The organism is Paramagnetospirillum magnetotacticum MS-1 (genome assembly GCF_000829825.1).
Lineage (GTDB): Bacteria > Pseudomonadota > Alphaproteobacteria > Rhodospirillales > Magnetospirillaceae > Phaeospirillum > Phaeospirillum magnetotacticum.
Window position 1 is genome coordinate 194,652 of the sequence record NZ_JXSL01000030.1, and the last position, 22,905, is coordinate 217,556.

Genomic DNA, 22,905 nt, shown 5'->3' on the forward strand with positions numbered 1-22,905 from the left:
GCCTTTGGTCCGCCTCCGCAGGCCAAGTCGGGACAAGCATCAATCCGTTAACCATTGTCCGGTCATTATGGGCGGCGTACCGCTCGAAGTGACCGTTCGAGCGGGTTATGGCCCAACCGGAAACGGGACGCTCGATGACCCAGGATGTCTTTTTATCCGCGGTAAAGGCCCTGACCGAGGGCCGCCTCACCCTTCAGGATGTGTTCGGTACGGCTGAATCGCTCCACCGGGGCGGCGGCACCGATCTGGCCCTGCAGCTTTATCAGCTGTGGATCGGCCTCAACCGGGATCACCACCTGCTCTACGCCGCCCATTTCAACTACGCCGTGACCCTATCGGCGGCGGGACGGCCCGAACAGGCCAAGGCCTCGCTGGAAAAGGCCATCGAACTGAACCCCGATTTCTACCCCGCCTATATCAATCTCGGCGGAGCGCTGGAAGCCCTGGGAACGCCGGATGCGGCCGTCGATACCTGGAACGGCCTTGTCACCCGCCTGGGCGCCATCACCGGCCACGGCATCCGCATGAAATGCACGGCCCTCAAACAGATCGCCCGTGTGCTGGAAGAACGCCAACAGATCGTCGCTGCGGAAAACGTCTTGCGCCAAAGCCTGGAGCTGGACAACACCCAGCGCGAAAATGCCGAGCATCTGCTGGCATCGCGCATGGTCCAGTGCCGCTGGCCCGTGATCGAGCCCTTCGACGGCATGGATGCCTCCTTGCAGATGCGCAGCTTCAGCCCGCTCTCCCTGGCCGCCTATACCGACGATCCGCTGCTGCATCTGGCGTCCAGCTGGGAGCATTGCAACAAGATGTTCGGGCGGCGCATTCCCCGTCTTCCCCCGGTCCAGCCTGCCGAGCGCACTGAGCGCACGCGGCTGAAAATCGGCTATGTGTCGTCGGACTTGAAAGCCCATGCCGTGGGCTATCTGATCGCCGAGGTCTTCGGCCTGCATGATCGCGCCAAGGTCGAGATCTTCGCTTATTACTGCGGCCCGGCGGGAGAAGACCCCTTAAAGCAGCGCATCCGCGCCGATTTCGATCACTGGATCGACATTACCGGCATGAGTGACGAGGCCGCCGCCAACCGCATCCGCGAAGACGGCATCGACATCCTGGTGGATCTCAACGGCCATACCAAATCGGCCCGCACCCGCGTCTTCGCCATGCGCCCGGCGCCCGTGAACGTCAACTGGCTGGGCTATCCCGGCACCATGGGCACGGCCTATCACCACTATATCATCGCCGATGAGTGGATCATTCCGCCGGGCCGCGAGATGTATTGTTCGGAAAAAGTGGTGCGGCTGCCCTGCTATCAGGCCAATGACCGCAAGCGCGCCGTGGCGAGCGAGCCGCCATCGCGGACCGATCTCGGCCTGCCCGAGGATGCAATGGTGTTCTGCTGCTTCAACAGCCAGCAGAAGATTTCAAAGATGATGTTCGAACGCTGGATGCACATCCTGAATTCCGTGCCCGGCAGCGTTCTCTGGCTATTGGAATCCGGCGAGGAGATTCAGGGGCGTCTTTGGGACCATGCGGAACGCTGCGGCATCGCCCGCGACCGCTTGATCTTCGGCAAACGCCTCGCCAGCCCCGATCATCTGGCCCGCATGACGCAGGCCGACCTGTTCCTCGACACCTTCCCTTATGGCGCCCATACCACCGCCTCGGATGCGCTGTGGATGAGCGTGCCCATCCTCACCCTTTCCGGGCGCAGTTTCGCATCCAGGGTCGGCGGCTCGCTCTCCCGCTCTGCGGGACTGCCCGAACTGGTCTGTTCGACGCCCGAGGAATACGTGGAGATGGCCATCGCCCTGGGCAACGACCGGACGCGTCTGCAGGCTTATCGCGACCAGTTACGCGCCGCCAAGCCCAATGCCGTGATGTTCGACACCAATCTTCTGGTCAGCCGGCTGGAGGATCTCTATGCCGGAATGTGGGCTGATTTCATGGCGGGACGCCTGCCACGCCCCGATCTGACCAATCTGGACGTCTATCTCGACCTCGGGATAGAGCATCCGGCCGAGACGTCGGACTTTGCCTCGGAAGACGACTATTTCGCCCGCTGGCGCCAAGGCCTGGCGGCGCGCGACCACCTTTATCCCCTTTCGGCGGACAGCCGTCTGTGGGTCACCCCTGACACGGAGAATGGTTGATGAGCGATGCCCTCGCGGAGGTCATGAATCAAATCGCGTCCGGTAAAATCGAGGCGACCCGCGTCATTGCCGCCGCCGATAATCTCGCCCTTCAAGGCGCCGATACCGATGCGCTGGGCCTGTACCGGACGTGGCTGCAATACAACAGCGCCAACCCCCTGGCCTATGCCATCCAGTACAATCTGGGCGTTCTGCTCGGCAAATTCGGCGACCAGGAAGGCGCGGTCGAGGCTTTCAAGGCCGCCCTCGCCCAAAGGCCCGATTTCTATCCGGCCCATATCAATCTGGGCAGCACCTATGAGCGGCTGGGGCGGACCTCCGATGCCGTGACCCAGTGGCTGGGCATGGTCAACCAGCTTCCCGCCATTACCGGCGAGACGGTGAACTACAAGGTCTCGGCCTTGAAGCAGATCGGCCGCGTGCTGGAACACACCTCGCTGGAAGAATCGGGCGAGGATGCGTTGCGCCAGTGCATCGAACTGGTCCAGCCCGCCGACGCCATGCAGCATTGGATCGCCATCCGCCAGAAGCTGTGCAAGTGGCCGGTCCTGGCCGGTGTGGCCAACACCACGCGGCGTCAGCTTTTCGCCGCCATGTCGCCCCACTGCCTGGTCTTCCATTCGGACGACCCGCTGCTCCATCTGGCGCGGGGCTACAAATACTACAAGGCCAAGATCGGCCGTCCCAAGGTGTTCTTCGACCGAGCCTTCCATCGCGCGGCCCTGGCCACCCGGCCCAAGCGGCGCATCCGCATCGGCTATCTCTCGTCCTATTTCCGTGAGCATGCCCACGGCTATCTGACCGCCGAGATGTACAAGCTGCACGATCGCCAGCGTTTCGAGGTCTACGCCTATTCCTGCTCGCGCCGCACCGGCGACCGCATTCAGACCCAGTTGATGAAGGACGTGGACCACTTCGTCGATATTCTGGACATGAATGATGAGGATGTGGCCAAGCGCATCCAAGCCGACGGCATCGACATTCTCATCGACTTCAACGGCTATACCGGCGAGGCGCGCCCCGCCATCATGGCCATGCGCCCGGCGCCCATCGCCGTCAACTGGCTGGGCTATCCCGGTTCCATGGGCACCCCCTATCACGACTACGTCATCGCCGACGACTTCACCATCCCCAAGGATTTCGAGATCTACTACTCGGAGAAGGTGGTTCGGCTGCCCTGTTATCAGCCCAATGACCGCCAGCGGGTGGTGGCCAATATCAATTGGACGCGCGAAGCCGCGGGTCTGCCCGCCAATGCCACGGTGTTCTGCGGCTTCAACGGCTTGCAGAAGATCACGGCCCCCATGTGGGCGCGGTTCATGGATATCCTCAGCCGGGTGCCCAACGGCGTTCTGTGGCTGCTGGACGGCGGCGAGCGCATCAACGAGCGCCTGCGCCAGGAAGCCATCAAGCACGGCGTCACCCCCGACCGCATCATCTTCGCGCCCAAGCTGATCAATGCCGAACACCTGTCGCGCTATCCCCTGGCCGATCTGTTCCTCGACACCTCGCCTTGCGGCGCCCATACCACCGCGTCGGATTCCCTGTGGATGGGCGTGCCGGTCCTGACCGTGGCGGGACGCGGCTTTGCCTCGCGTGTCTGCGGCAGTCTGGCGGTGGCCGCTGGCCTCTCCGATCTGGTCTGCACCACATTCGAGGAATATGTGGAAAAGGCCGTCGAACTGGGCAACGACAAGCGCCGCCGTCAGGCGGTTCGCGACCGTCTGGCCGCCAACCGCGATACCTGCGATCTGTTCGATACCGACAAGCTGGTCCGCCATCTCGACGGTCTGCTGGAATCCATGTGGGAAGATTTCGTGGCCGACCGGGTTCCGGTTCCCGATCTGACCAATCTGTCCGTCTATGACGAGATCGGCACCGATCTGGATACCGACGACCTGGAATTGCTGGGCCGCACCGACTATCTGGACCTCTACCGCGCCCAGTTGCGCGATTACGACCGCCATTGCCCCATCGCGCCGGACACCCGGCTGTGGGCGGCGGCAACGCCCGCCAAGGCTGCCAGCCCGCCAAAGGGCAAGGCAAAGAAGGGTAAATAGCCCCTTCTCATCCTGCATGCGCCTACCACCCCCCGCCCCGCTGCCGCCGGGCGGGGGTTTGGTTTTATTGACAGGCCGAGGCCGCGTGACGAAGCACTGCGTCAAACTCCAATAGGTGGTACTGCCTACACCTTTTAAACAGACGCCCGCAGTGACGTTACCGTATACTCTGTAGGACCTATTGCATAAGCGCTTTGGAATAGGCACATAAAGGTTCGCCTGGCACTTCCCTGACCATTCAAAGACCGCCAAGGAGACGCATGATGTTCGCCAATCTAAAGATCGGTACGCGGCTCTCTGCCGGATTTGCCCTGGTCCTGCTGCTGACCACCCTTCTTGGGATCAACGCCGACATTTCCACCGACCGGATATCGGCTCTGACCACCAAGTTGTACCGTCACCCCTTTACGGTCACCAACGCCTTGCAGGCGGCCAACACCAATATCATCGCCATGCACCGCTCCATGAAGGATGTCGCCCTGGCGAAATCGGCGGAGGAACTGGACCGTGCCGTTGCCGACGTCGATGCGCGGGAAAAGATCGTTTTCGAAAAATTCGCCCTGGCCCGCGAGCGCTTCTTAGGCGACAAGGCCGACATGGAGGCTGCCGCCAAGGCCTTTGCCGACTGGAAGCCCATCCGCGACGAAGTGATCACCGCCTTCCGCGAGGGACGCCGCGACGACGCCGCCGCCATCACCAAGACCAAGGGCGCGGTGCAGGTGGCCAAGATCAGCGAAACCCTGGAAAAAGTCATCACCTGGGCCATGGGCAAGGCTGAAGCCTTCATAGCCAATGCCCAGGCGGAGAATGACCGGGCCGACCTGATTTCCCGGTCGGGCCTTGGCGCCGCCCTCATCCTCGGCGCCCTGACCGCGTGGCTCATCACCCGCAGCATCACCCACCCCATCCGGGCCATGACCGGCGTGATGGGCGAGCTTTCCGCCAATAATCTGACCGTCGACGTGCCCCATGGCGATCGTGGCGACGAAATCGGCGCCATGGCCAAATCGGTGGCGCACTTCAAGAACCAGTTGTTGCGGGTGCGCCAGTTGGAACTTGACCAGGAAGAACAGAAAAAGCGGGCCGAGGCCGACCGGCTGGCCGCCATGCGCAAGATGGCCGATACCTTCGAGGAAAGCGTGGGCAAGGTGATCGAGACCGTGACCTCGGCCGCCACCGAGCTTCAGGCCGCGTCAAGCCAGATGTCGGGGACCGCCACCGAGACCAGCGCCCAGGCCACCACGGTCGCCTCCTCGGCCCACCAGGCCTCGGCCAATGTGCAGACCGTGGCCTCGGCGACCGAGGAACTGGCCGCCTCCATCAAGGAAATCGCCCATCAGGTGGAACGCTCCCAGACGGTGTCCGCCCATGCGGGCCAGGAGGTCAGCACCACCACCACCCAGGTTCGCGCCCTGTCCGAGAATGTCAGCAAGATCGGCGAGATCGTCAATCTGATCAACGATATCGCAGCCCAGACTAATCTCCTGGCCTTGAACGCCACCATCGAGGCGGCCCGCGCCGGTGATGCCGGAAAGGGCTTTGCCGTGGTCGCCAATGAGGTGAAGAATCTGGCAAACCAGACCGCGCGCGCCACCAGCGAAATCGCCAGCCAGATTCAGGCGGTCCAGGACGGGACCAATGCCGCCGTCCATGCCATCGACGCCATTTCCTCGGTCATCGGCGAGATGGGCGAGATCAGTTCCGCCGTCGCGGCGGCCGTCGAGCAGCAGAGCGGCGCCACCTCCGAAATCGCCCGCAATGTGGAACAGGCCGCCACCGGAACCGAGGAGGTGTCCAGCAACATTACCTCGGTGGAACAGGCCGCCCGCGAAACCGGGGCCGCCGCCGAGCAGATCAAGGATTCCGCCTCGGATCTGTCGAAACAGGCAGAGTTCCTCCGGCACGAGGTCGGGCAGTTCCTCATCCAGGTGCGCGCCGACAAGAAGGACATGAAGATTCTGGTCTGGGAGGGCGCCCTGAATACCGGCGTGGCCTCGGTCGACCGCCATCACCAGAAGATGTACGATCAGGTCAATGAGTTCTATCGGCGAATGATGTCGGGCGACGGTTTCGCCGCAGCAATCGCCATGCTGGACGAACTCAACCGGAGCATCCGGGACCACTTCAACGAGGAAGAAGCCTTGATGTCCAAGGCCAATTACCCGGGAGCCGACGAGCATCGCCGGAACCATCGGGCCTTCCTCGAACGCTTGGCAAGCCTCGAAACCTCTCTGGACGCCAACCACCCGGAGGCCGCCTCACAGATGTTCGACTACGTCTCCACATGGCTGCGTGAGCATATCAGCAAGGACGACAAAGCCCTGGGCAACCATCTGCGTGAAAAGCGGATCGCGGCCTGAACAACGAAAAGTCCCGACGGGCCCAGCCCATCGGGACTTTTTCACCCCCCGAACCGCTCGATCTCAGGCGGTCAGATCCAGCAGCGACCCGCGCCGTGTGGTGGGCTCGGTGCTGACATTTTGCGCCTTGGTGGTCCTGGGACGATCGGCCTCTTCCGTCTTTTCGGAACTGTCGGCAGCCGAAGGCTGCGCCAATTGCGTGACGCGGGAATAGCTGCGTGCCCCATAGATGGAGGGCCAGGATACGGATTGACGGATCAAATCGGACATGGCGAAACCTGTGGATAACTGAGCGTCAGTTTAGCACAGGGCAAGAGGTTAACAAAAGGTAAAAGAGTCTGAAAGGGGCCGATCCACCCGCATTTCCAACTCCATTCACCCTATGAAATCAGGGGGTTCCCTGATTCCACCGCGAGGCCGCGGCCTCGTCGGACTCCTTGGCATCCACCCAGGCGTCGCCGTCCGGGGTATGTTCCACCTTCCAGAACGGCGCCTTGGTCTTCAGCCAATCCATGAGAAAGCGGCAGGCCTCGAAGGCCGCGTCGCGATGGGCCGAGGACGCCGCCACCAGCACGATGCGCTCGCCCGGTTCCAACCGGCCATACCGGTGAATGACCAGCGTGTCGTCCAGGGGCCAGCGCGCGTGGGCCTCGGCCTCGATGGCTTCCAACTGGCGCTCGGTCATGCCGGGATAATGTTCGAGGGTCATGGCATTGACCACAGAGCCCGAAGCCTGATCGGCCCCCATATAGTCGCGGACCAGTCCGATGAACAGGCAAATGCCGCCCACGCTGGTCTTGCCCGCGGAGAAGCGCGCCAGTTCGGCGCCGGGGTCGAATTCCTCGCGCTGGACCCGGACGGCCATGTCAGCCTCCGGTCACGGGGGGAAAGAACGCCACCTCGTCGCCGGTCTTCACCGGCGTATCAAGGCCGCCGTAATCCTGGTTCACCGCGACACGCACCGTGCTCATGACCTCGAACGCCGCCGCATGGCCGGGCGAGCGGGTTTTCAGGAAGTCCACCAATTGACCCACGGTGGCGACGCCGTCGGGCGGAGTGACGTCTTCTTCCCCGAGTCCGGTCTTGGCCTTCAGCCAGGCGAAGTACAGCACCTTCATCGCATCATGTCCGCGTAAGAGAGGAATTCCACCATCTCGCCCGGCGCGATATCGCCCCGGTCCTCGGGAATGTCCACCAGCCCGTCCGACCAGGTCATGGAGGTCAGTACCCCCGACCCGTCCGAGGGGAACTTGGCCGCCACCAGCCGTCCGTCCATATGGGCGAGACGGGCGCGCAGATATTCGCGGCGCCCCGGCTTGTGCCTGAAGGCGAAACCGGCCTCGACCGGATAACGGGGCAAGTCGGTCTGGGCGGCGCCCATCAGTCGCAAAACCATGGGACGGGCGATGGCCATGAAAGTCACCATCACCGCCACCGGATTGCCGGGTAGGCCGACGAAGGGCGTGCCCTTGACCTCGCCAAGCGCCACCGGGCGGCCGGGCTTGATGGCCAGACGCCAGAAATCCAGCGAGCCCTGGGCCAGAACGGCGGGCTTCACATGGTCCTCGTCGCCCACCGACACGCCGCCCGAGGTGAGGATCAGCTGATGCGAAGCGGCCGCTTCGGCCAGGGCGTCCCTGATGACCTCGAAGCGGTCGGGAAGAATGCCCAGATCGGTGACCTCGGCGCCGAGCGCGCGCAACAGGCCCGTCGCGGTGAAGCGGTTGGTATCAAAGATACAGCCGGGGGGGAGTTCGGTTCCGGGATTTCTGATCTCGTCGCCGGTGGAAAACACGGCGGCCCGAAGCGGCCGGAAGACCTTGAGCGAGGAACGCCCGGTGGCCGCGGCCACGCCCAATTCCTGCGGGCGCAGGCGGGTGCCCGCATGCAGTACCACCGAACCTTTCGAGATATCCTCGCCCGCCGCGCGCGCATTGTCGCCCTCGGCCAGTTTGGCGGGCAGAGCCACGGAACCGCCGAGATCCTTGCAGTCTTCCTGCATGGCCACCGTATCGGCGCCCGTGGGCATGGGCGCGCCGGTGAAGATCCGCACCGCTCCGCCCTGGGGCAGCGGGCCTTCCAGCGGATGACCGGCGGCTACACGGCCCACCACGGGAAGAATGCCGTCGGCGGGCAGATCGGCGCGACGAAAGGCCCAGCCATCCACCGCCGAATTATCATGAGGCGGCACATTGACGCCCGAAACCAGATCCTCGGCCAGGATGCGGCCCAGGGCATGGTGGAGGCCGGTCTCCTCGGTTCCCACGGCGGGCGACAGCCGCGCTTCCAGCAGGGACAGCGCCTGGGCAACGCTCATCAGATCGGAACCGGCGGCGAAGCGGCCGGTCACAGCCCGACCGTCCCGGTGATCAGCCCGCCGATGGCATCGGTGTCGTCCAAGTTCAGTTGGGGCAGCGGGCAATCCGCCACATCATGGTCGCTCACCAGGGCCAACATGCGATCATCCTCGGGCCAGAAGGGCGGCTTGCCCCCCTCGGCCCGCCAGACTTCCAGGCGCGGATGGGGCCATTGGCGAAAACCCTCCACCAGGACCAGATCCACCGGGCTCATCCGGGCCAGCAACTGTTCCATGGTGTATTCGGTCTCGTCGCGATATTCGTGCATCAGCGCCCAGCGCCGGGCCGAGGCGATCATCACCTCGGTGGCTCCGGCTTCCCGATGCTCATAGGAATCCTTGCCCTTTTTGTCCACGTCGAAGGCCTCGTGCGCCTGCTTGACCGTGGAGATGGTGATTCCTTTGGCCCGAAACCAGGGAACCAGCCGGATGATCAGCGAGGTCTTGCCCATCCCGGAGCGCCCGGAGATGCCAAACACCTTCATTCCGGCGTTTCCCCCATGTGGCGCATGCCCGACCGCAGATAGTCCCAGCCGGTGATGATGGTCAGAATGGCGGCCAACCACAGCCCCACCTCGCCCACCAGCCGGGTGGGCATGAAGGTGGCGGCGTCGCCCACCAGCAGGACGGGGATTGCGGTCATCTGGATGGCGGTCTTCCACTTGGCCAGTTTGGACACCGGCATGCCGACACGCACCTCGGCCAGGAATTCGCGCAGGCCCGAGACCAGGATCTCGCGCAGCACGATGACCAGGGCGGGCAGGAAGGACACCGTGCTGAGGCGGTCGAAGGCCGCCAGCATGAACAGCACCGAAGCCACCAGCAGCTTATCGGCGATGGGGTCGAGGAAACGCCCGAACTTGGACACCTGATTCCACGACCGGGCCAGATAGCCGTCGAACCAGTCGGTGATGGCGGCGGCCACGAACAGGGTGCAGGCGGCCCAGCGGGCGGCGGCGCCGTCCACATAGAACAGCCCGACCACCAGCGGAATCACGACGATCCGCGAAAGAGTCAGCAGGTTGGGCAGGCTGGTCAGCATGGCGGGCGAATACTAACCCTCGGGATGGAAGTAGTCATGAATCTTTTTGGCCATGGCATGGCTGATTCCCTCGACACTTTCCAGATCGGGCAGCCCCGCCTCGGCCACGGCCTTAGCCGAGCCGAAGTGATGCAGCAAGGCCTTCTTGCGCTTGGGCCCAATGCCGGGCAGCGCGTCCAGGGTAGACTGCACCAGCCCCTTGGAACGCCGGGCTCGGTGGGTGCCGATGGCGAAGCGATGGGCCTCGTCCCTGAGCCTTTGAAGGAAGTAGAGTACCGGATGACGCATCTCCAGGCTGATGGGCTCCTTGCCCGCCAGGAAGAAGCGCTCTTTGCCGGCATTGCGGTCAGGGCCCTTGGCGATGCCCACCAGCAAGACGTCGTCGATTCCCAATTCCTCCAGCACGCCCAGGGCGGCATTCAGCTGGCCCTTGCCGCCGTCGATCAGCGCCAGATCGGGCCACAGCCCCCGGTCGCGGTCGGGATCTTCCTTCTGGGCACGGGCAAAGCGCCGGGTCAGCACTTCGCGCATCATGGCGAAATCGTCGCCGGGAGTAAGATCGGTGGAGCGGATGTTGAACTTGCGATAGGCCGATTTCATCAGACCGTCGGGCCCGGCGACGATCATGGCGCCCACCGCGTCCGAGCCCTGGATGTGGGAATTGTCGTAGACTTCGATCCGCTCGGGCGGGGTTTCCATCCCGAACAGTTCGGCCACGCCGTCGAGCAATTTACGTTGCGCCCCGCTTTCCGCCATGCGCCGCCCCAGGGCATCGCGGGCATTGTCCTGGGCGTGCTCCACCAACCGCGTCCGGTCTCCGCGCTTCGGGACCGACAAAGTCACCTTGCGCCCGGCCTTCTCCGACAGAGCCTGGGCGACGATGTCCGCCTCGGCGGGCTCCAGGGACAGCAGGATCTCCCTGGGCGGCATTTTGTCGGCATAGAACTGCCCCAGGAAGGCGGCCATGATCTCGGGGGCCTCCTCGCCCTGGGCATGAATGGGGAAATAGGCGCGGCTGCCGTAATTGCAGCCCGAGCGGAAGAAGAAGACCTGAATGCACACCCCGTCGCCCGCCTGATGCAGGGCGACCACGTCGGCCTCCTCCACCTCGGCGGGGTTGATGTCCTGATGGGCCTGAATGCGGGTCAGGGCGCGGATACGGTCGCGGAACACCGCCGCCGCCTCGTATTCCATATCCTCGGCCGCGCTTTCCATGCGCGCGGTGAGATCGTGCTGAATGCGGCGGCTTTGGCCCGAGAGGAACGCCCTCGCCTCCTCCACCAGCCCCAGATACGCGTCGCGGCCGATGCGCTCGACGCAAGGCGCGCTGCACCGCTTGATCTGGAACAGCAGGCACGGACGGGTGCGCGACGCGAAGACCGAATCCGAGCACGAGCGCAGCAGGAAGGCGCGCTGCAGCGCCGCCAGAGTCTGATTGACCGCGCCAGCGGAAGCGAAGGGACCGAAATACTCGCCCTTGCGATTGCGCGCGCCGCGATGCTTCAAAACCTGCGGCCAGTCGTGATCATCGGTGATCAGAATATGGGGAAAGCTTTTGTCATCCTTGAGCAGGATGTTGTAGCGCGGCCCCAGGCTCTTGATCAGGTTGCTTTCCAAAAGCAGCGCTTCCACCTCGGTCCGGGTGGTCACCACCTCCATGGAAGCGGTCTCGGCAATCATGCGCTGGATGCGCAACGGCATGCGCTCGGGCTTGGTATAGGCCACCACCCGCTTCTTCAGGCTCTTGGCCTTGCCCACATAGAGGACGTCGCCCTTGCCGTTGAGCATGCGGTAAACACCCGGAGCCCCGGTCAGAGTCGCCACCACCTGAGCGATAACACCCACCCCGGCGGCCAGGGGCGTGGCGGAACTGTCCATCTCGGTCACGACGTCCCCTTCCGCATACTGAAGGCCTGCGGTTTACCTTAATCTATTCGCAGGGGCAGCAGAATTTCTCTTGCATCGCACGATATCCACGGAAACTGTGGATAAGTCTGTTGGCAAACTCCTATGGCGGGGGTTCACCCCTTGAGTCTCCTTGGCTCCTAGCACATTGCCTATTTTTTAGGCGTAGCTGCCATATCGTTATTTTTCAGACACTTAGCTATGTCAAGTGTAAACAATTGGCAAATATTGGCTTTTTCCCCTGGACAGAATGGCGGGTTCCTGCCAGTTGCTGCGCCGCAAAAAAGCCTGTGAACAACTTAACACTTCTACCCCTTGGGGCAGAGTCCCAGGCGGAGCCTGGACCGTTGCGCAAGCGGTTCAAAAGTATCAGCCGCCGCAACGCAATAAATGGCGCCGCTCACTCGTCGGGCACATTCGCGTCCCAGGCCCAGCCCAGATGCTGACCACCATCCAATGCGATCATTTGCCCCGTGATGGATGGTGTGGCCAGCAGGAAGCGAAGGGTCCGGCACACTTCGCCGGGCGAGGTGCCGCGCGCCAGGGGCAGTTGCGCCACCTGGGCGGCGAACTGGGCCTCGGTCTGGCGGACACTGGGCAGGGCCGGGCCGGGACCGATCCCCACCACCCGGATGCGGGGCGCCAGGGCCAGGGCCAGAGTCTGGGTGGCGGCCCACAGGGCGGCCTTGGACAGGGTGTAGCTGGTGAAATGGGGGGTAAGGCTCCAGACCCGCTGATCCAGCAGATTGACCACCAGTCCCTCGGCACCGTCGGGCAGCCCTTTGGCGAATTCTTGGGTCAGCACGAAGGGGGCGCGGAGATTGACCTCCATATGAAGGTCCCAACTGGCCCGCGTCGCCCCCAGGGCGTCATCCCTTTCAAAGACCGAAGCATTGTTGACCAGCAGGCCCAGCGGCCCCACGGCGGCCTCGGAGGCGGCGACCAGGGCGGCCACCTGTTCCTCGCAGGCCAGATCGGCGGCCACGGCCACGGCACGCCCGCCTGCCTGAGTGATCTCGGCAACCACGGCCAGAGCCTCTTCGGCGGAATGGTGGTAATGCACGGCCACGGCAAAGCCCTGGCGGGCCAGATCCAGCGCCACTTCCCGCCCGATCCGCCGCCCTGCCCCGGTCACCAGCGCCGATCGCGGCAAAAGAGGCGAAGGGCCGCTTTCGGTCATCAGGACTCGGCGGCCATGGCTTGGGGGCGGGACTTGTTGGCGACCACCTGGACCGTAGGCTTGACGGCGGCGGGACGCGACGGCGCAGGCACGCGCTCCAGCCCCCCCAGCACATCGCCCGCATGGGGCGGGCGGCGCGACGGCTCGTGATCGGTGCAAGCCGCGATCAGATCGACCAACGGGGCGGGGAAGCCGCCGGGCAGCACCGCCGGAGCCGACAGATCGGGCAAGCCGCCGATCAGCAGGCGATAGGCCAGAATCCCTAAGGAATAGACATCGGCGCGGGAATCGACGGCGGTGGCGTTCTCCATCTGCTCGGGTGCGGTATAGGCGGCGTCGCCCATCCAGAATCCGGGCAGGGGAAGATTCTTCTCCGCCAGTTTGATCAGCGAGAAATCGCATAACCGGACGGCGCCGTTCTGAGGCGCCGACAACAGAACGTTGGAGGGCTTGAGAAAGCGGTGCACCAGGCCGCGCTTATGCATGGCCAGAACCGCCGACGACAACTGGCGCATCACCAGCATGGCGCGGCTGCCGTTCATGCGGCGCGGCCGGTCGCGCTCGGGCGCGGCCTCGGCATCGGCGGCGCTGGCGAAATCCTTGCCGATCTCATAGGGCAGATGGGCCGCCATATAGGGCATGACGAAATAGGGCCGCCCGTCGGCCAGTTGCTCCAGCGTCTTGACGCCGATGATATAGGGGTGGTCGAAGGAGGCCAGCACCCGCGCCTCGGTGAGGAAACGGGCCAGTTGCTGCGCCGGGCTCAGCAGACTGTCGTCACCCGGCTTGGGATCGAACAGCTTGACCGCCACCGGGACCTGCAGGTCCGGATCGTGACACAGGAAGACCCGATCATAGCCGGTGGTGACCACCGCCGTATGAATGACGTATTTACCGATTCGCTCCATGAGCCTATCCGTGCTCCATCCCTGCCGGCACACTACCGGCCCCGTCCTCAGATACGTACTCTAACAGAGTAAAATGCGCTCGTCCCCATGACCGATGGGTAGATACGGAATTCAGCCGCGCTTTCGTCCCCGCCCCTTGGGCTTGCCAGTGGATCGGGGGCGGCTTTTGGACCCCAGATCCACCTCGATGCCCAAATCCAGCGCCTCGAGCCTGCGCAATTCGTCGCGCAGACGGGCCGCTTCCTCGAATTCCAGATCGGCGGCGGCGGCCTTCATGCGCTTTTCGATATCGGCCTTGACCGTGGCCAGATTGTGCCCGACCCCGTGTTTGATCCCGCTATCACCGGTGCCCACGGTGACGTAATCGGCCTCATAGACGCTGTCCATCACGTCGGACACCGCCTTCCTGATGCCTTCCGGAGTGATGCCGTGGGCGGCGTTATAGGCCTGCTGCTTGTCGCGCCTCCGGTTGGTCTCGGCCAAGGCGTATTCCAGCGAGGCGGTCATCTTGTCGGCGTAAAGGATCACGCGGCCGTCGATATTGCGCGCGGCGCGCCCGATGGTCTGGATCAGCGAGGTCTTGGAGCGCAAGAATCCTTCCTTGTCCGCATCCAGAATGGCCACCAGTGAACATTCGGGAATATCGAGACCTTCGCGCAGCAGATTGATGCCGATCAAAACGTCAAAGGCGCCCAGGCGCAGATCGCGGATGATCTCGATACGCTCGAGCGTGTCGATGTCGGAATGCAGGTAGCGCACCCTGACGCCGTTATCGTGCATGTACTCGGTCAGATCCTCGGCCATGCGCTTGGTCAACGTGGTGACCAGGGTGCGGTTGCCGAGCCGCGCCATCTGGCGCACCTCGCCCAGCAGATCGTCCACCTGATGCTCGACGGGACGCACGATGCAGACCGGGTCGATCAGTCCGGTGGGGCGGATCACCTGTTCGGTGAAGACGCCTCCGGTGCGTTCCATCTCCCACGGGCCGGGCGTGGCCGAGACATAGACGGTCTGAGGCCGCATCAGCTCCCATTCCTCGAACTTCAGGGGCCGGTTGTCGATGCAGGACGGCAGGCGGAAGCCGAACTCGGCCAGAACGCTTTTGCGGTTGAAGTCGCCCCGGTACATGCCGCCGATCTGCGGCACGGTGACATGGCTTTCATCGACGATCAGCAGGGCGTCTTCGGGCAGATATTCGAACAATGTGGGCGGCGGGTCGCCGGGACGGCGCCCGGTGAGATAGCGGGAATAGTTCTCGATGCTTTTGCAGTGGCCGGTGGTCTCCAGCATCTCCAGATCGAAATTGGTGCGCTGCTCCAGCCTTTGGGCTTCCAGCAGCTTGCCCTCGGCATGGAAGCGCTCCAGCGTCTCCTTCAGCTCCGCCTTGATGCCCTTGATGGCCTGGGTGATGGTGGGCCGCGGCGTCACATAGTGGCTGGACGGGTAGACCGTGACCTCGGACAGGGAGCAGGTCTTTTCCCCCGTCAGCGGGTCGAACTCGTTGATGGCTTCGATCTCGTCGCCGAACAGGGACAGGCGCCAGGCCCTATCCTCATAGTGGACGGGGAAGATTTCCACCGCATCGCCTCTGACCCGGAAAGTGCCGCGCTCGAAGGCGGCGTCGTTTCGGGTGTATTGCAACTCCACCAGCCGCTTCAACAGGTCGGAGCGGTCGATGCATTCCCCCACCTTCAACGCCACCGTCATGCGGGCATAGGATTCCACCGAGCCAATGCCATAGATGCACGACACCGAGGCCACTAAGATCACATCGCGCCGTTCCAGAAGTGCGCGCGTCGCCGCATGGCGCATGCGGTCGATCTGCTCGTTGACCGCCGAATCCTTCTCGATATAGGTGTCGGTGCGCGGGATATAGGCTTCGGGCTGGTAGTAGTCGTAATAGGAGACGAAATACTCCACCGCATTGTCGGGGAAAAAGCCCTTCATCTCGGCATAAAGCTGGGCGGCCAGTGTCTTGTTAGGGGCCAGAACCAAGGCCGGGCGCTTGGTGCGCGCGATGACATGGGCCATGGTGAAGGTCTTGCCCGAGCCGGTGACGCCCAGCAGAACCTGATCGCGCTCCTCGGCCACCACGCCCGCCGACAATTCGTCGATGGCCTGGGGCTGATCGCCCGCGGGCTGGTAATCGGAGACGATCTTGAACTCCACATCCCCTTCGGGCAGAGGCGGGCGTTCCATAAAGTCGAAGGGCAGAGGACGGGTCATGATGGCCTAGTATCCTCCCGCCATCCGCAAACCCGCAAGGCCTCGACCATGTGGCCCGGCGGCGGGGCCGTGACCCGCACCGGGTCCTTGGACGGAGATAGCGCGGGGAAGGACACTTCGCGGGCCAGCAAATGCAGCCGTGTCATGGTCTCCGGGTCGGGACCGTAATAGGCATCACCCAACAGGGGACAGCCCAGATGCTGGGCGTGAATGCGGATCTGGTGGGTGCGCCCGGTGCGCGGTCGCCACTCGATCCAGGACAAACCGCCGCCCCGCCCCAATACCGACCAGTCGGTAATAGAACTCTGCCCCGCCGGATCGACCTTGATGCGCCAGCCCTGGCCTCTGCCTGAGACTTTGAGCAGCGGAGCATCCACGGTGCCGCTATCGCCCTCGGGCGATCCATGACAGACCGACCAGTATAGTTTCTCCACCCGGTGATGCTCGAACATGCGGCCCAGGCGTTTGATGGATTTGGCGTGGCGGCCCAGAATCAAACAACCCGATGTATCGCGGTCCAGACGGTGGGCGAGCTTGGGCGCCTCGGCCCAGCCGAAGGCCAGGGGCCCAAGATAGAGTTCCAGGTGATCGGGCGAATTGGGTCCGGCATGCACGGCGAGGCCGGCGGGCTTGTCCAGAACGATGACGTCCTGGTCCTTGTAGAGCACGCGGGAGAGGATTTCGTCGGGGGTCATGGCCGGGTTTCTACCACGGGACAGGGCTTGGGCTTAAGCCGATCTTAACGGCGCGCCCCTACCCTTTTGTCATCCAAAGGAGTGACGCCCCGCAAAATGAAGATCATCGCCACCATCGAGGCGCGCATGACCTCGTCGCGCCTGCCGGGCAAGGTCCTACTTCCCGCCCAAGGCAAGCCCATGCTGGCCCGCATGGTCGAACGCCTCAAGCTGGTCCCATCCCTGGACGGCATCGTGGTGGCCACCACGGTCAACGCCACCGACGACCCCATCGAAGCCCTGGCGGCGGAGCTTGGCATCGGCTGCTGGCGCGGTTCCGAAGATGATGTGCTGGCCCGCGTTCTCGACGCCGCCCATGCCTTCGAGGCCGATGTCATCGTCGAACTCACCGGCGACTGCCCGCTGATCGACCCCAAGATCGTCGAGCACTGCATCCGGACTTACCGCGAGGCGCAAGCGGACTATCTCTCCAATGTCTTGGAACGGAGCTTTCCCATCGGCATGGATACCCAGGTCTTCGCCACCAAGATCCTCGACGACGCGGCGCGCCGCACCGATGACCCCACCGATCACGAGCATGTCAGCCTCTACATCTACCGCCACCCGGAACTGTATTCCCTGAAGAACGTGGCGGCGCCGCCCGAACTGCACGATCCCGATCTGCGGCTGACGCTGGACACGCCCCAGGACTACCAGTTGATCGATCAGGTCTTTGCGGCGCTGCTGCCCCAGGGAGCGGACTTTTCCTTAGGCGACATCCTGGCTCTGCTGAAGGCGCGGCCCCAATTGCGCAAGATCAACGACCATGTCGCGCATCGCTGGGTCTGAGCCCATCCGGGCGCTGATCATCGGCTGCGGCGCCATCGCCGGCGGCTATGACGAAGCCGCGCCCGATTCCAGCCAGATCCTCACCCATGCCAAGGCCTATCTGCGCCATCCCAAATTCCAGATGGTCGGCTGTGTCGAGCCTGACCGGGAAAAGCGCGCCAAATTCATGTGGACCTGGGAAATCCCCAAGGGTTTCGCCAGTCTGGCGGATGTGGACATACCCTACGACGTGGCCAGCGTCTGCGTTCCCACCCAGTACCACGCCGAGACCCTGGAGGCGCTGCTGACCGGCCCCGCCCGGCTGGTCTTCGCGGAAAAGCCGTTGACCGACGACCTGGAGCGCTCGCGCGCCATCGTCCGGGCTTATCGCGAGGCGGGCAAGCCGCTTGCCGTCAATTACCTGCGCCGCTGGGCGCCGGGCCTGATCAAGCTGAAGGCCGAGATCGAGGCGGGGCGCTGGGGCAGTTTCATCAAGGGCAGCGCCTGGTACACCAAGGGCCTGCTCAACAATGGCAGCCACTTCCTCGACCTTGCCGCCTTTTTGCTGGGCGATCTGCGTCCGGTGGCGCGGCTGGGCGCCATCAATGACGGGCGGAGTGACGACCCCACCCTGGACGTCCTGGTCAAGACCGGCCATGACGCCCCGCTTTATCTGTTGGGCGCCAATGCCAATGCCTACAGCATCTTCGAGGCCGACCTGCTTTTCGCCGAGGGCCGCATCAGCCTGACCGATTCCGGCTTTCATCTGGTGCGCCGCACGGTGACGCGCAGTTCCCGCTTCACCGGCTATAGCGTGCTGGGTCCGGCGCGGGGCTCCGATAGCGGCCTGGGCCAGGCCATGCTGGACGCCGCAGACAATATCGCCCGCAACCTTGTCGACCAAACCCCGTTGAACAGCACCGGGCGGACCGCACTCGTGGCCCAAGAACTGTGCGCCGCCCTAGCCTGCCTGCCGGAGACTTGATGATGAGCACCCTGGCCCTTCTGGGCGGAACCCCTATCCGCACCAAGCTGTTTCCCGCCTATTCGGTCATCGGCGACGATGACCGCGCCGCCGTGGCCAAGGTGATGGAAAGCGGTATCCTGTCACGCTTCCTTGGCACCTGGCACAATGATTTCTTCGGCGGGCCCGAGGTCAAGGCCTTCGAACACGAATGGGCCACCGCCTTTTCCGCCGCCCATGCCATCAGCGTCAACTCGGCCACCAGCGGCCTTTACGCCGCGGCGGGCGCGGCCGGAATCGGGCCCGGCGACGAGGTCATCGTCTCGCCCTACACCATGAGCGCCTCGGCGGTGGCCGCCCTGGTGTTCAATGCCGTTCCCGTCTTCGCCGATATCGATCCCGACAGCTATTGCCTGTCGGCCAAGACCATCGCGGCCAAGATCACGCCGCGCACCAAGGCCATCATCGTGGTCCATATCTTCGGCAATGTGGCCGATATGGACCCCATCATGGATCTGGCCAAGAAACATGGCCTGACCGTGATCGAGGACTGCGCCCAGGCGCCCTTCGCCACCTATAAGGGCCGTAATGTGGGCACTCTGGGCCATATGGGCGTGTTCAGCCTCAATTACCACAAGCACATCCATACCGGCGAAGGCGGCGTGGTCACCACCAACGATTCCCGGCTGGCCGAGAAGGTTCAGCTGATCCGCAACCATGCCGAGGCGGTGGTGGAGAAGAAGGGCGTGTCCGATCTGGTCAACATGATCGGCTTCAATTTCCGCTTAGGGGAAATCGAGGCCGCCATCGGGCGCAGACAATTGCTCAAAGGCCCCGATCTGGTGCGGCGCCGTCAAGCCAATGTCCGCTATCTGGAAGACCGCATCAAAGGCATCCCCTACCTGTCCATGCCCCGGGTCCAAGACGGTGTCGAGCACGTCTATTACGTCCACGGCCTGTCCTATGACGCGGAAGCGGCGGGCGTGTCGCGCGCCACCTTCGTGCGTGCGCTGAAGGCCGAACTTGCCGCCACCGAGCTTCGGGAAGGCGAAGGCGTACTGATGGGCGAGGGCTATGTCCGCCCGCTTTATCTCCAGCCCCTGTACCAGAAGCGAGTCGGCTATGGCGAGGTGGGCTGCCCCTTCAAATGCCCCCATTACACCGGAACCCCCGACTACGCCCCGGGGTCGTGCCCCAATACCGAGGACGCCCATTTCAACCGGGTGATCACCCACGAACTGATCCGCCCCCCGGCCTGTCGCTCCGATCTGGACGACGTGGCCAATGCCTTCGCCAAGGTGGCGGAAAACATGGCGGCGCTGCGCGATCTGGAGCGCAAGTGATGTCCAAATACCGGGTGGAACCCATGCCCCCCGGCGCGGCGGAAGAAGGCTTTCCCGAGTGGGATGCCCATCCGTTGCGCGGCGGGTTCGCCGCCCGGCTTTATCCCACCGTGGCCCCGGCCCACACGGATTGCTCGGTCCAGGTCATCGGCCCCACCGGGCCGGTGGTGCGAATCCGCGCCACCATGGGACCGGGCGAGATATCGTTCTGGGGCCTGCCCGCCCTGCTGGCCTCGAAGCCCGACGCCGAGCCCAAGCATATCAAGGGCGGCCTCGCGGCGGCGCTGGATCACCTGACCGAGGCCGCCAAAGCGGGCGGCCTGACACGGCTGGTCATCGGCACCGAGGCTCATTCCCGTCCCGATCCCTTGGCCGCCCTGCTGGCCGACCGGGGAGCCGAAGGCGCCATTCAGGCTTCGGCCCAGTTGGACCTCACCCGGCCGGAAGAGGCCCTGCGCGCCGATATCAGGGACAGCTACCGCTCGCTGACCAATTGGGGCAGCCGCAATCTTCGCCTGGCCTTCATCAATGCCGAGAACCCCGACCGCGCCCAGTTCGACCTCTTCCCCGATTTCCATGCCCGCATCGCTGGCGGCAGGCGGCGAGGCGAGGATTACTGGGCCATCTATTGGAACGAGATCAAAGCCGGGCAGGCGGAAATGGCGCTGGGATTCTTGGAAGACGGCACATTGGTGGCCGGGTCCATCGTGGTCTGGGCGGGCGTCACCGCCTATTACGCCTCGGGCGTCTACGACCGCGACCAGTTCGACAAGCCGCTCGGCCACTGGCCCTTGTGGACCGCCATCCTGCGCGCCAAGGAAACAGGGCTGGAACGCTTCGACTTAGGGGAAATCCCGGCCCGCGGTCATGCCGATGACAAGGAAATCTCCATCGCCTTCTTCAAGCGCGGCTTCACCTCGGGACGCAATTTCCGCATCCGGTGGGTACTGGGCGTTTAGTGGGTACTGGGCGTTTAAACGTCAAAGCCCTTTGGCTTCTCGCCCTTCTCCCACTTGGCCCACATGGTGTCCAAGGCCCGTTCCAGCGGCGGGGTGAAGGCCTTGCCATCGAACAGGGGCGAGGCTTGGGTGGCGGCCCACAGGCGCTGGCGCACCTGCTCCAAGGCCTCCCGGTCCTTGGCCAGATGCTGGGCCAGGGCATGATAGCCCCCTTGCGACTCCGCGATCAGTTCATCAAGGCCCAGGGCATGGAGCAGTGATCCCGCCACCCGCGAGGCAAAGGTCCGGCCCGCCCAGGCCACCAGAGGCACACCGGCCCACAAGGCGTCGCTGGCCGTGGTGTGACCGGCGCAGGGCCAGGTGTCGAGGAACAGATCCGCGGCCGACAGGCGCAGCATATGCTCGGCCTGGGGCAGGCGCGGCGCGAAGATCAGCCGCGACGCATCGATGCCCACCGCGCCCATCATGGCGCGCAGGCTGGCCGTGGCCGCCGGGTGGAATTCCACGAACCACAGCACCGCATCGGGTTGGGCCTGCAACACGGCGACCCACACCGCCAGGGTCTCGGCATTGAACTTGAAGCTATTGTTGAACACCGCGATGACGAAGGCATCCTCGGGCAGGCCCCACTTGGCCTTGGGCTCGCGGGTGGCGGCGCGCGCACGCCGCGAATCATTGGGCTGATAGCACAGCGGCAGACGCACCACCTGCTCGGCGTAATCATTCTCGGCGCCCGCTGGGATCACGTAAGGATCGGCGATGATATAGTCCATGCAGGTGCCGCCGAACGTGCCGGGAAAGCCCAGCCACGCCACCTGGATGGGGGCTGGGCGGGCCGCCAGAATGGATGTGCGGGCCCGGCCCGTATGCCCCTTGAGATCGACCAGGATATCGATGCCGTCGGCGGCGATGCGCTTGGCGCAATCGGCCTCGGACAGGGCCGCCAGTTCCACCCAATGGTCGCAGGCGTCACGCAGGCGTGTGCGCACCGCCCCCTTGTCCTCGGGCCCATAGGAATAAGCGAAGATCTCGAATCGCGATCTGTCGTGGCTTTCCAACGCCTCGGCCAGCAGATAGGCGGTGGCGTGATCGTGAAAATCCTCGGACAGATAGCCCAGCCGCAGGCGCGGGCGGCGCGCCTTGGGCTGATGGACCATGGGGGCCACCCGGCTTTCGATGAAGGTGGCGGCCTCGTCGGCATGACGGCGCAGCTCGGCCGGGCTGAAATCATGGACCAGCAGGGTGAAGGGCGGAACCGGCAGGCTTTTGCCTGTGCGCCATGAGGGCAGGGCGGAAATGGCCTCCTTCACCACCGGGAGATTATCCCAGTCGCACAAGACCGCCAGTTCCAGACCGAGATAACCCAAGGCCCCGCCATCGGCGCCGCCGGTCAGGCGCACCACATTGCTATAGGCCAGGGCCGAGCCTTCATGGTCATCCAGGCGCGCCGCCAGACTGGCGATATTGCGCCAGCCGTCCACGAAAGAGTCATCGAGCTCCACCGCACGGCGATAGCAGGCCATGGCATCGGCGGTCCGGCCTTGGCCCAGCAGCACCGTGCCGAGATTGCCGTGAAAGGCCGGCGCCTTGGGGGTGGCGGCAATGGCGCCGCGGATCAGGCGCTCGGCCTCCGTCAGCTGGCCTTTCTGCATGGCCACCAGTCCCGACAGGTGCAAGCCGTCGGGATGAAGCGGCGACAGTTTAAGCAGATTCTTGTATTGCCGGGCCGCCCCGTCCAGATCGCCGGAGAGATGGAGCTTCACTGCGTCTTGCAGGAGCTGGTCCGCCGTCATGTGCTTGCCGCCGCTCAACTGCCGCTCCATTCCCAATAGGTCATAGGTCGAGGATAGGGGGCGGGGCGGGATGCGTCAACGCGTTGCCACCCGTTTAAGCTTTTCTAAACATACGGTTTGGCAAGATTCCCCTGCCTGACGTATGATTCGG

General features: G+C 64.1%; 19 protein-coding genes. 7 read left to right on the forward strand and 12 right to left on the reverse strand.

Annotated features, from left to right (window positions below):
* The first annotated feature begins 134 nt into the window (after nt 1-134).
* From CCC_RS13450 to CCC_RS13460, 3 genes are all read left to right on the forward strand, one after another.
* Nucleotides 135-2,156 carry an O-linked N-acetylglucosamine transferase, SPINDLY family protein gene (locus tag CCC_RS13450; protein WP_009871132.1) on the forward strand — a complete coding sequence of 674 codons (2,022 nt, stop codon included), beginning with the start codon at nt 135-137 and terminating at the stop codon, nt 2,154-2,156.
* The gene (locus CCC_RS13455; protein ID WP_009871131.1) at nt 2,156-4,216 is read left to right on the forward strand and encodes an O-linked N-acetylglucosamine transferase, SPINDLY family protein; all 2,061 of its coding nucleotides are present in this window, start codon (nt 2,156-2,158) and stop codon (nt 4,214-4,216) included. The genes CCC_RS13450 and CCC_RS13455 overlap by 1 nt, the downstream gene beginning before the upstream one ends.
* A gap of 260 nt (nt 4,217-4,476) precedes the next feature.
* Nucleotides 4,477-6,576, forward strand: coding sequence for a bacteriohemerythrin (locus CCC_RS13460; protein WP_009871130.1), 2,100 nt, complete (start codon nt 4,477-4,479; stop codon nt 6,574-6,576).
* 63 nt (nt 6,577-6,639) lie between these two features.
* On the opposite strand, the gene CCC_RS13465 is transcribed toward CCC_RS13460, so the two are convergent.
* From CCC_RS13465 to CCC_RS13515, 11 genes are all read right to left on the reverse strand, one after another.
* Nucleotides 6,640-6,846 carry a hypothetical protein gene (locus CCC_RS13465; protein WP_009871129.1) on the reverse strand — a complete coding sequence of 69 codons (207 nt, stop codon included), beginning with the start codon at nt 6,844-6,846 and terminating at the stop codon, nt 6,640-6,642.
* 118 nt (nt 6,847-6,964) lie between these two features.
* Nucleotides 6,965-7,441, reverse strand: coding sequence for a molybdenum cofactor biosynthesis protein MoaE (locus tag CCC_RS13470; protein WP_009871128.1), 477 nt, complete (start codon nt 7,439-7,441; stop codon nt 6,965-6,967).
* A gap of 1 nt (nt 7,442) precedes the next feature.
* Nucleotides 7,443-7,694, reverse strand: a complete 252-nt coding sequence (gene moaD, locus CCC_RS13475) for a molybdopterin converting factor subunit 1 (RefSeq protein ID WP_009871127.1) — start codon at nt 7,692-7,694, stop codon at nt 7,443-7,445.
* Nucleotides 7,691-8,926, reverse strand: coding sequence for a molybdopterin molybdotransferase MoeA (locus CCC_RS13480; protein WP_009871126.1), 1,236 nt, complete (start codon nt 8,924-8,926; stop codon nt 7,691-7,693). Before CCC_RS13480 ends, moaD begins: the two co-directional genes overlap by 4 nt.
* Nucleotides 8,923-9,417, reverse strand: a complete 495-nt coding sequence (gene mobB, locus CCC_RS13485) for a molybdopterin-guanine dinucleotide biosynthesis protein B (protein ID WP_041041837.1) — start codon at nt 9,415-9,417, stop codon at nt 8,923-8,925. The genes CCC_RS13480 and mobB overlap by 4 nt, the downstream gene beginning before the upstream one ends.
* Nucleotides 9,414-9,974 (reverse strand): CDP-diacylglycerol--glycerol-3-phosphate 3-phosphatidyltransferase, encoded by a 561-nt coding sequence (pgsA, locus tag CCC_RS13490; RefSeq protein WP_009871124.1) that lies wholly within the window; start codon nt 9,972-9,974, stop codon nt 9,414-9,416. The genes mobB and pgsA overlap by 4 nt, the downstream gene beginning before the upstream one ends.
* 12 nt (nt 9,975-9,986) lie before the next feature.
* Entirely contained in the window at nt 9,987-11,861 is a 1,875-nt protein-coding gene (uvrC, locus tag CCC_RS13495) for an excinuclease ABC subunit UvrC (RefSeq protein ID WP_009871123.1), read from the reverse strand.
* Nucleotides 11,862-12,279: 418 nt separating this feature from the next.
* Nucleotides 12,280-13,059: an SDR family oxidoreductase gene (locus CCC_RS13500; RefSeq protein WP_041041839.1), complete on the reverse strand. Its 780-nt coding sequence runs from the start codon at nt 13,057-13,059 to the stop codon at nt 12,280-12,282.
* Nucleotides 13,059-13,967, reverse strand: coding sequence for a serine/threonine-protein kinase (locus tag CCC_RS13505; RefSeq protein WP_009871121.1), 909 nt, complete (start codon nt 13,965-13,967; stop codon nt 13,059-13,061). The genes CCC_RS13500 and CCC_RS13505 overlap by 1 nt, the downstream gene beginning before the upstream one ends.
* A gap of 111 nt (nt 13,968-14,078) precedes the next feature.
* A complete protein-coding gene (gene uvrB / locus CCC_RS13510; protein WP_009871120.1) occupies nt 14,079-16,193 on the reverse strand; it encodes an excinuclease ABC subunit UvrB in 2,115 nt (704 codons plus the stop codon).
* Entirely contained in the window at nt 16,190-16,888 is a 699-nt protein-coding gene (locus CCC_RS13515; RefSeq protein WP_041041841.1) for an RluA family pseudouridine synthase, read from the reverse strand. The genes uvrB and CCC_RS13515 overlap by 4 nt, the downstream gene beginning before the upstream one ends.
* Before the next feature lie 96 nt (nt 16,889-16,984).
* Here CCC_RS13515 and CCC_RS13520 point away from each other — a divergent pair, with 96 nt between their 5' ends.
* From CCC_RS13520 to CCC_RS13535, 4 genes are read left to right on the forward strand one after another with little or no spacing between them, the layout of a single operon-like run.
* Nucleotides 16,985-17,716: a cytidylyltransferase domain-containing protein gene (locus CCC_RS13520; protein ID WP_041041843.1), complete on the forward strand. Its 732-nt coding sequence runs from the start codon at nt 16,985-16,987 to the stop codon at nt 17,714-17,716.
* Nucleotides 17,694-18,680, forward strand: coding sequence for a Gfo/Idh/MocA family protein (locus CCC_RS13525; protein WP_009871116.1), 987 nt, complete (start codon nt 17,694-17,696; stop codon nt 18,678-18,680). The genes CCC_RS13520 and CCC_RS13525 overlap by 23 nt, the downstream gene beginning before the upstream one ends.
* The gene (locus CCC_RS13530; protein ID WP_009871115.1) at nt 18,680-20,002 is read left to right on the forward strand and encodes a DegT/DnrJ/EryC1/StrS family aminotransferase; all 1,323 of its coding nucleotides are present in this window, start codon (nt 18,680-18,682) and stop codon (nt 20,000-20,002) included. The genes CCC_RS13525 and CCC_RS13530 overlap by 1 nt, the downstream gene beginning before the upstream one ends.
* Entirely contained in the window at nt 20,002-20,961 is a 960-nt protein-coding gene (locus CCC_RS13535) for a GNAT family N-acetyltransferase (protein ID WP_009871114.1), read from the forward strand. Before CCC_RS13530 ends, CCC_RS13535 begins: the two co-directional genes overlap by 1 nt.
* A gap of 14 nt (nt 20,962-20,975) precedes the next feature.
* On the opposite strand, the gene CCC_RS13540 is transcribed toward CCC_RS13535, so the two are convergent.
* Nucleotides 20,976-22,772: an O-linked N-acetylglucosamine transferase, SPINDLY family protein gene (locus CCC_RS13540; RefSeq protein WP_236686386.1), complete on the reverse strand. Its 1,797-nt coding sequence runs from the start codon at nt 22,770-22,772 to the stop codon at nt 20,976-20,978.
* Nucleotides 22,773-22,905 lie beyond the last annotated feature (133 nt).

Bases quoted from the DNA above. Each gene is read 5' to 3' on its own strand.
- CCC_RS13450 (WP_009871132.1), top strand. From the start codon at position 135: ATGACCCAGGATGTCTTTTTATCCGCGGTAAAGGCCCTGACCGAGGGC.
- CCC_RS13455 (WP_009871131.1), top strand. From the start codon at position 2,156: ATGAGCGATGCCCTCGCGGAGGTCATGAATCAAATCGCGTCCGGTAAA.
- CCC_RS13460 (WP_009871130.1), top strand. From the start codon at position 4,477: ATGATGTTCGCCAATCTAAAGATCGGTACGCGGCTCTCTGCCGGATTT.
- CCC_RS13465 (WP_009871129.1), bottom strand. From the start codon at position 6,846: ATGTCCGATTTGATCCGTCAATCCGTATCCTGGCCCTCCATCTATGGG.
- CCC_RS13470 (WP_009871128.1), bottom strand. From the start codon at position 7,441: ATGGCCGTCCGGGTCCAGCGCGAGGAATTCGACCCCGGCGCCGAACTG.
- moaD (WP_009871127.1), bottom strand. From the start codon at position 7,694: ATGAAGGTGCTGTACTTCGCCTGGCTGAAGGCCAAGACCGGACTCGGG.
- mobB (WP_041041837.1), bottom strand. From the start codon at position 9,417: ATGAAGGTGTTTGGCATCTCCGGGCGCTCCGGGATGGGCAAGACCTCG.
- pgsA (WP_009871124.1), bottom strand. From the start codon at position 9,974: ATGCTGACCAGCCTGCCCAACCTGCTGACTCTTTCGCGGATCGTCGTG.
- CCC_RS13500 (WP_041041839.1), bottom strand. From the start codon at position 13,059: ATGACCGAAAGCGGCCCTTCGCCTCTTTTGCCGCGATCGGCGCTGGTG.
- CCC_RS13505 (WP_009871121.1), bottom strand. From the start codon at position 13,967: ATGGAGCGAATCGGTAAATACGTCATTCATACGGCGGTGGTCACCACC.
- uvrB (WP_009871120.1), bottom strand. From the start codon at position 16,193: ATGACCCGTCCTCTGCCCTTCGACTTTATGGAACGCCCGCCTCTGCCC.
- CCC_RS13515 (WP_041041841.1), bottom strand. From the start codon at position 16,888: ATGACCCCCGACGAAATCCTCTCCCGCGTGCTCTACAAGGACCAGGAC.
- CCC_RS13520 (WP_041041843.1), top strand. From the start codon at position 16,985: ATGAAGATCATCGCCACCATCGAGGCGCGCATGACCTCGTCGCGCCTG.
- CCC_RS13525 (WP_009871116.1), top strand. From the start codon at position 17,694: ATGTCGCGCATCGCTGGGTCTGAGCCCATCCGGGCGCTGATCATCGGC.
- CCC_RS13530 (WP_009871115.1), top strand. From the start codon at position 18,680: ATGATGAGCACCCTGGCCCTTCTGGGCGGAACCCCTATCCGCACCAAG.
- CCC_RS13535 (WP_009871114.1), top strand. From the start codon at position 20,002: ATGTCCAAATACCGGGTGGAACCCATGCCCCCCGGCGCGGCGGAAGAA.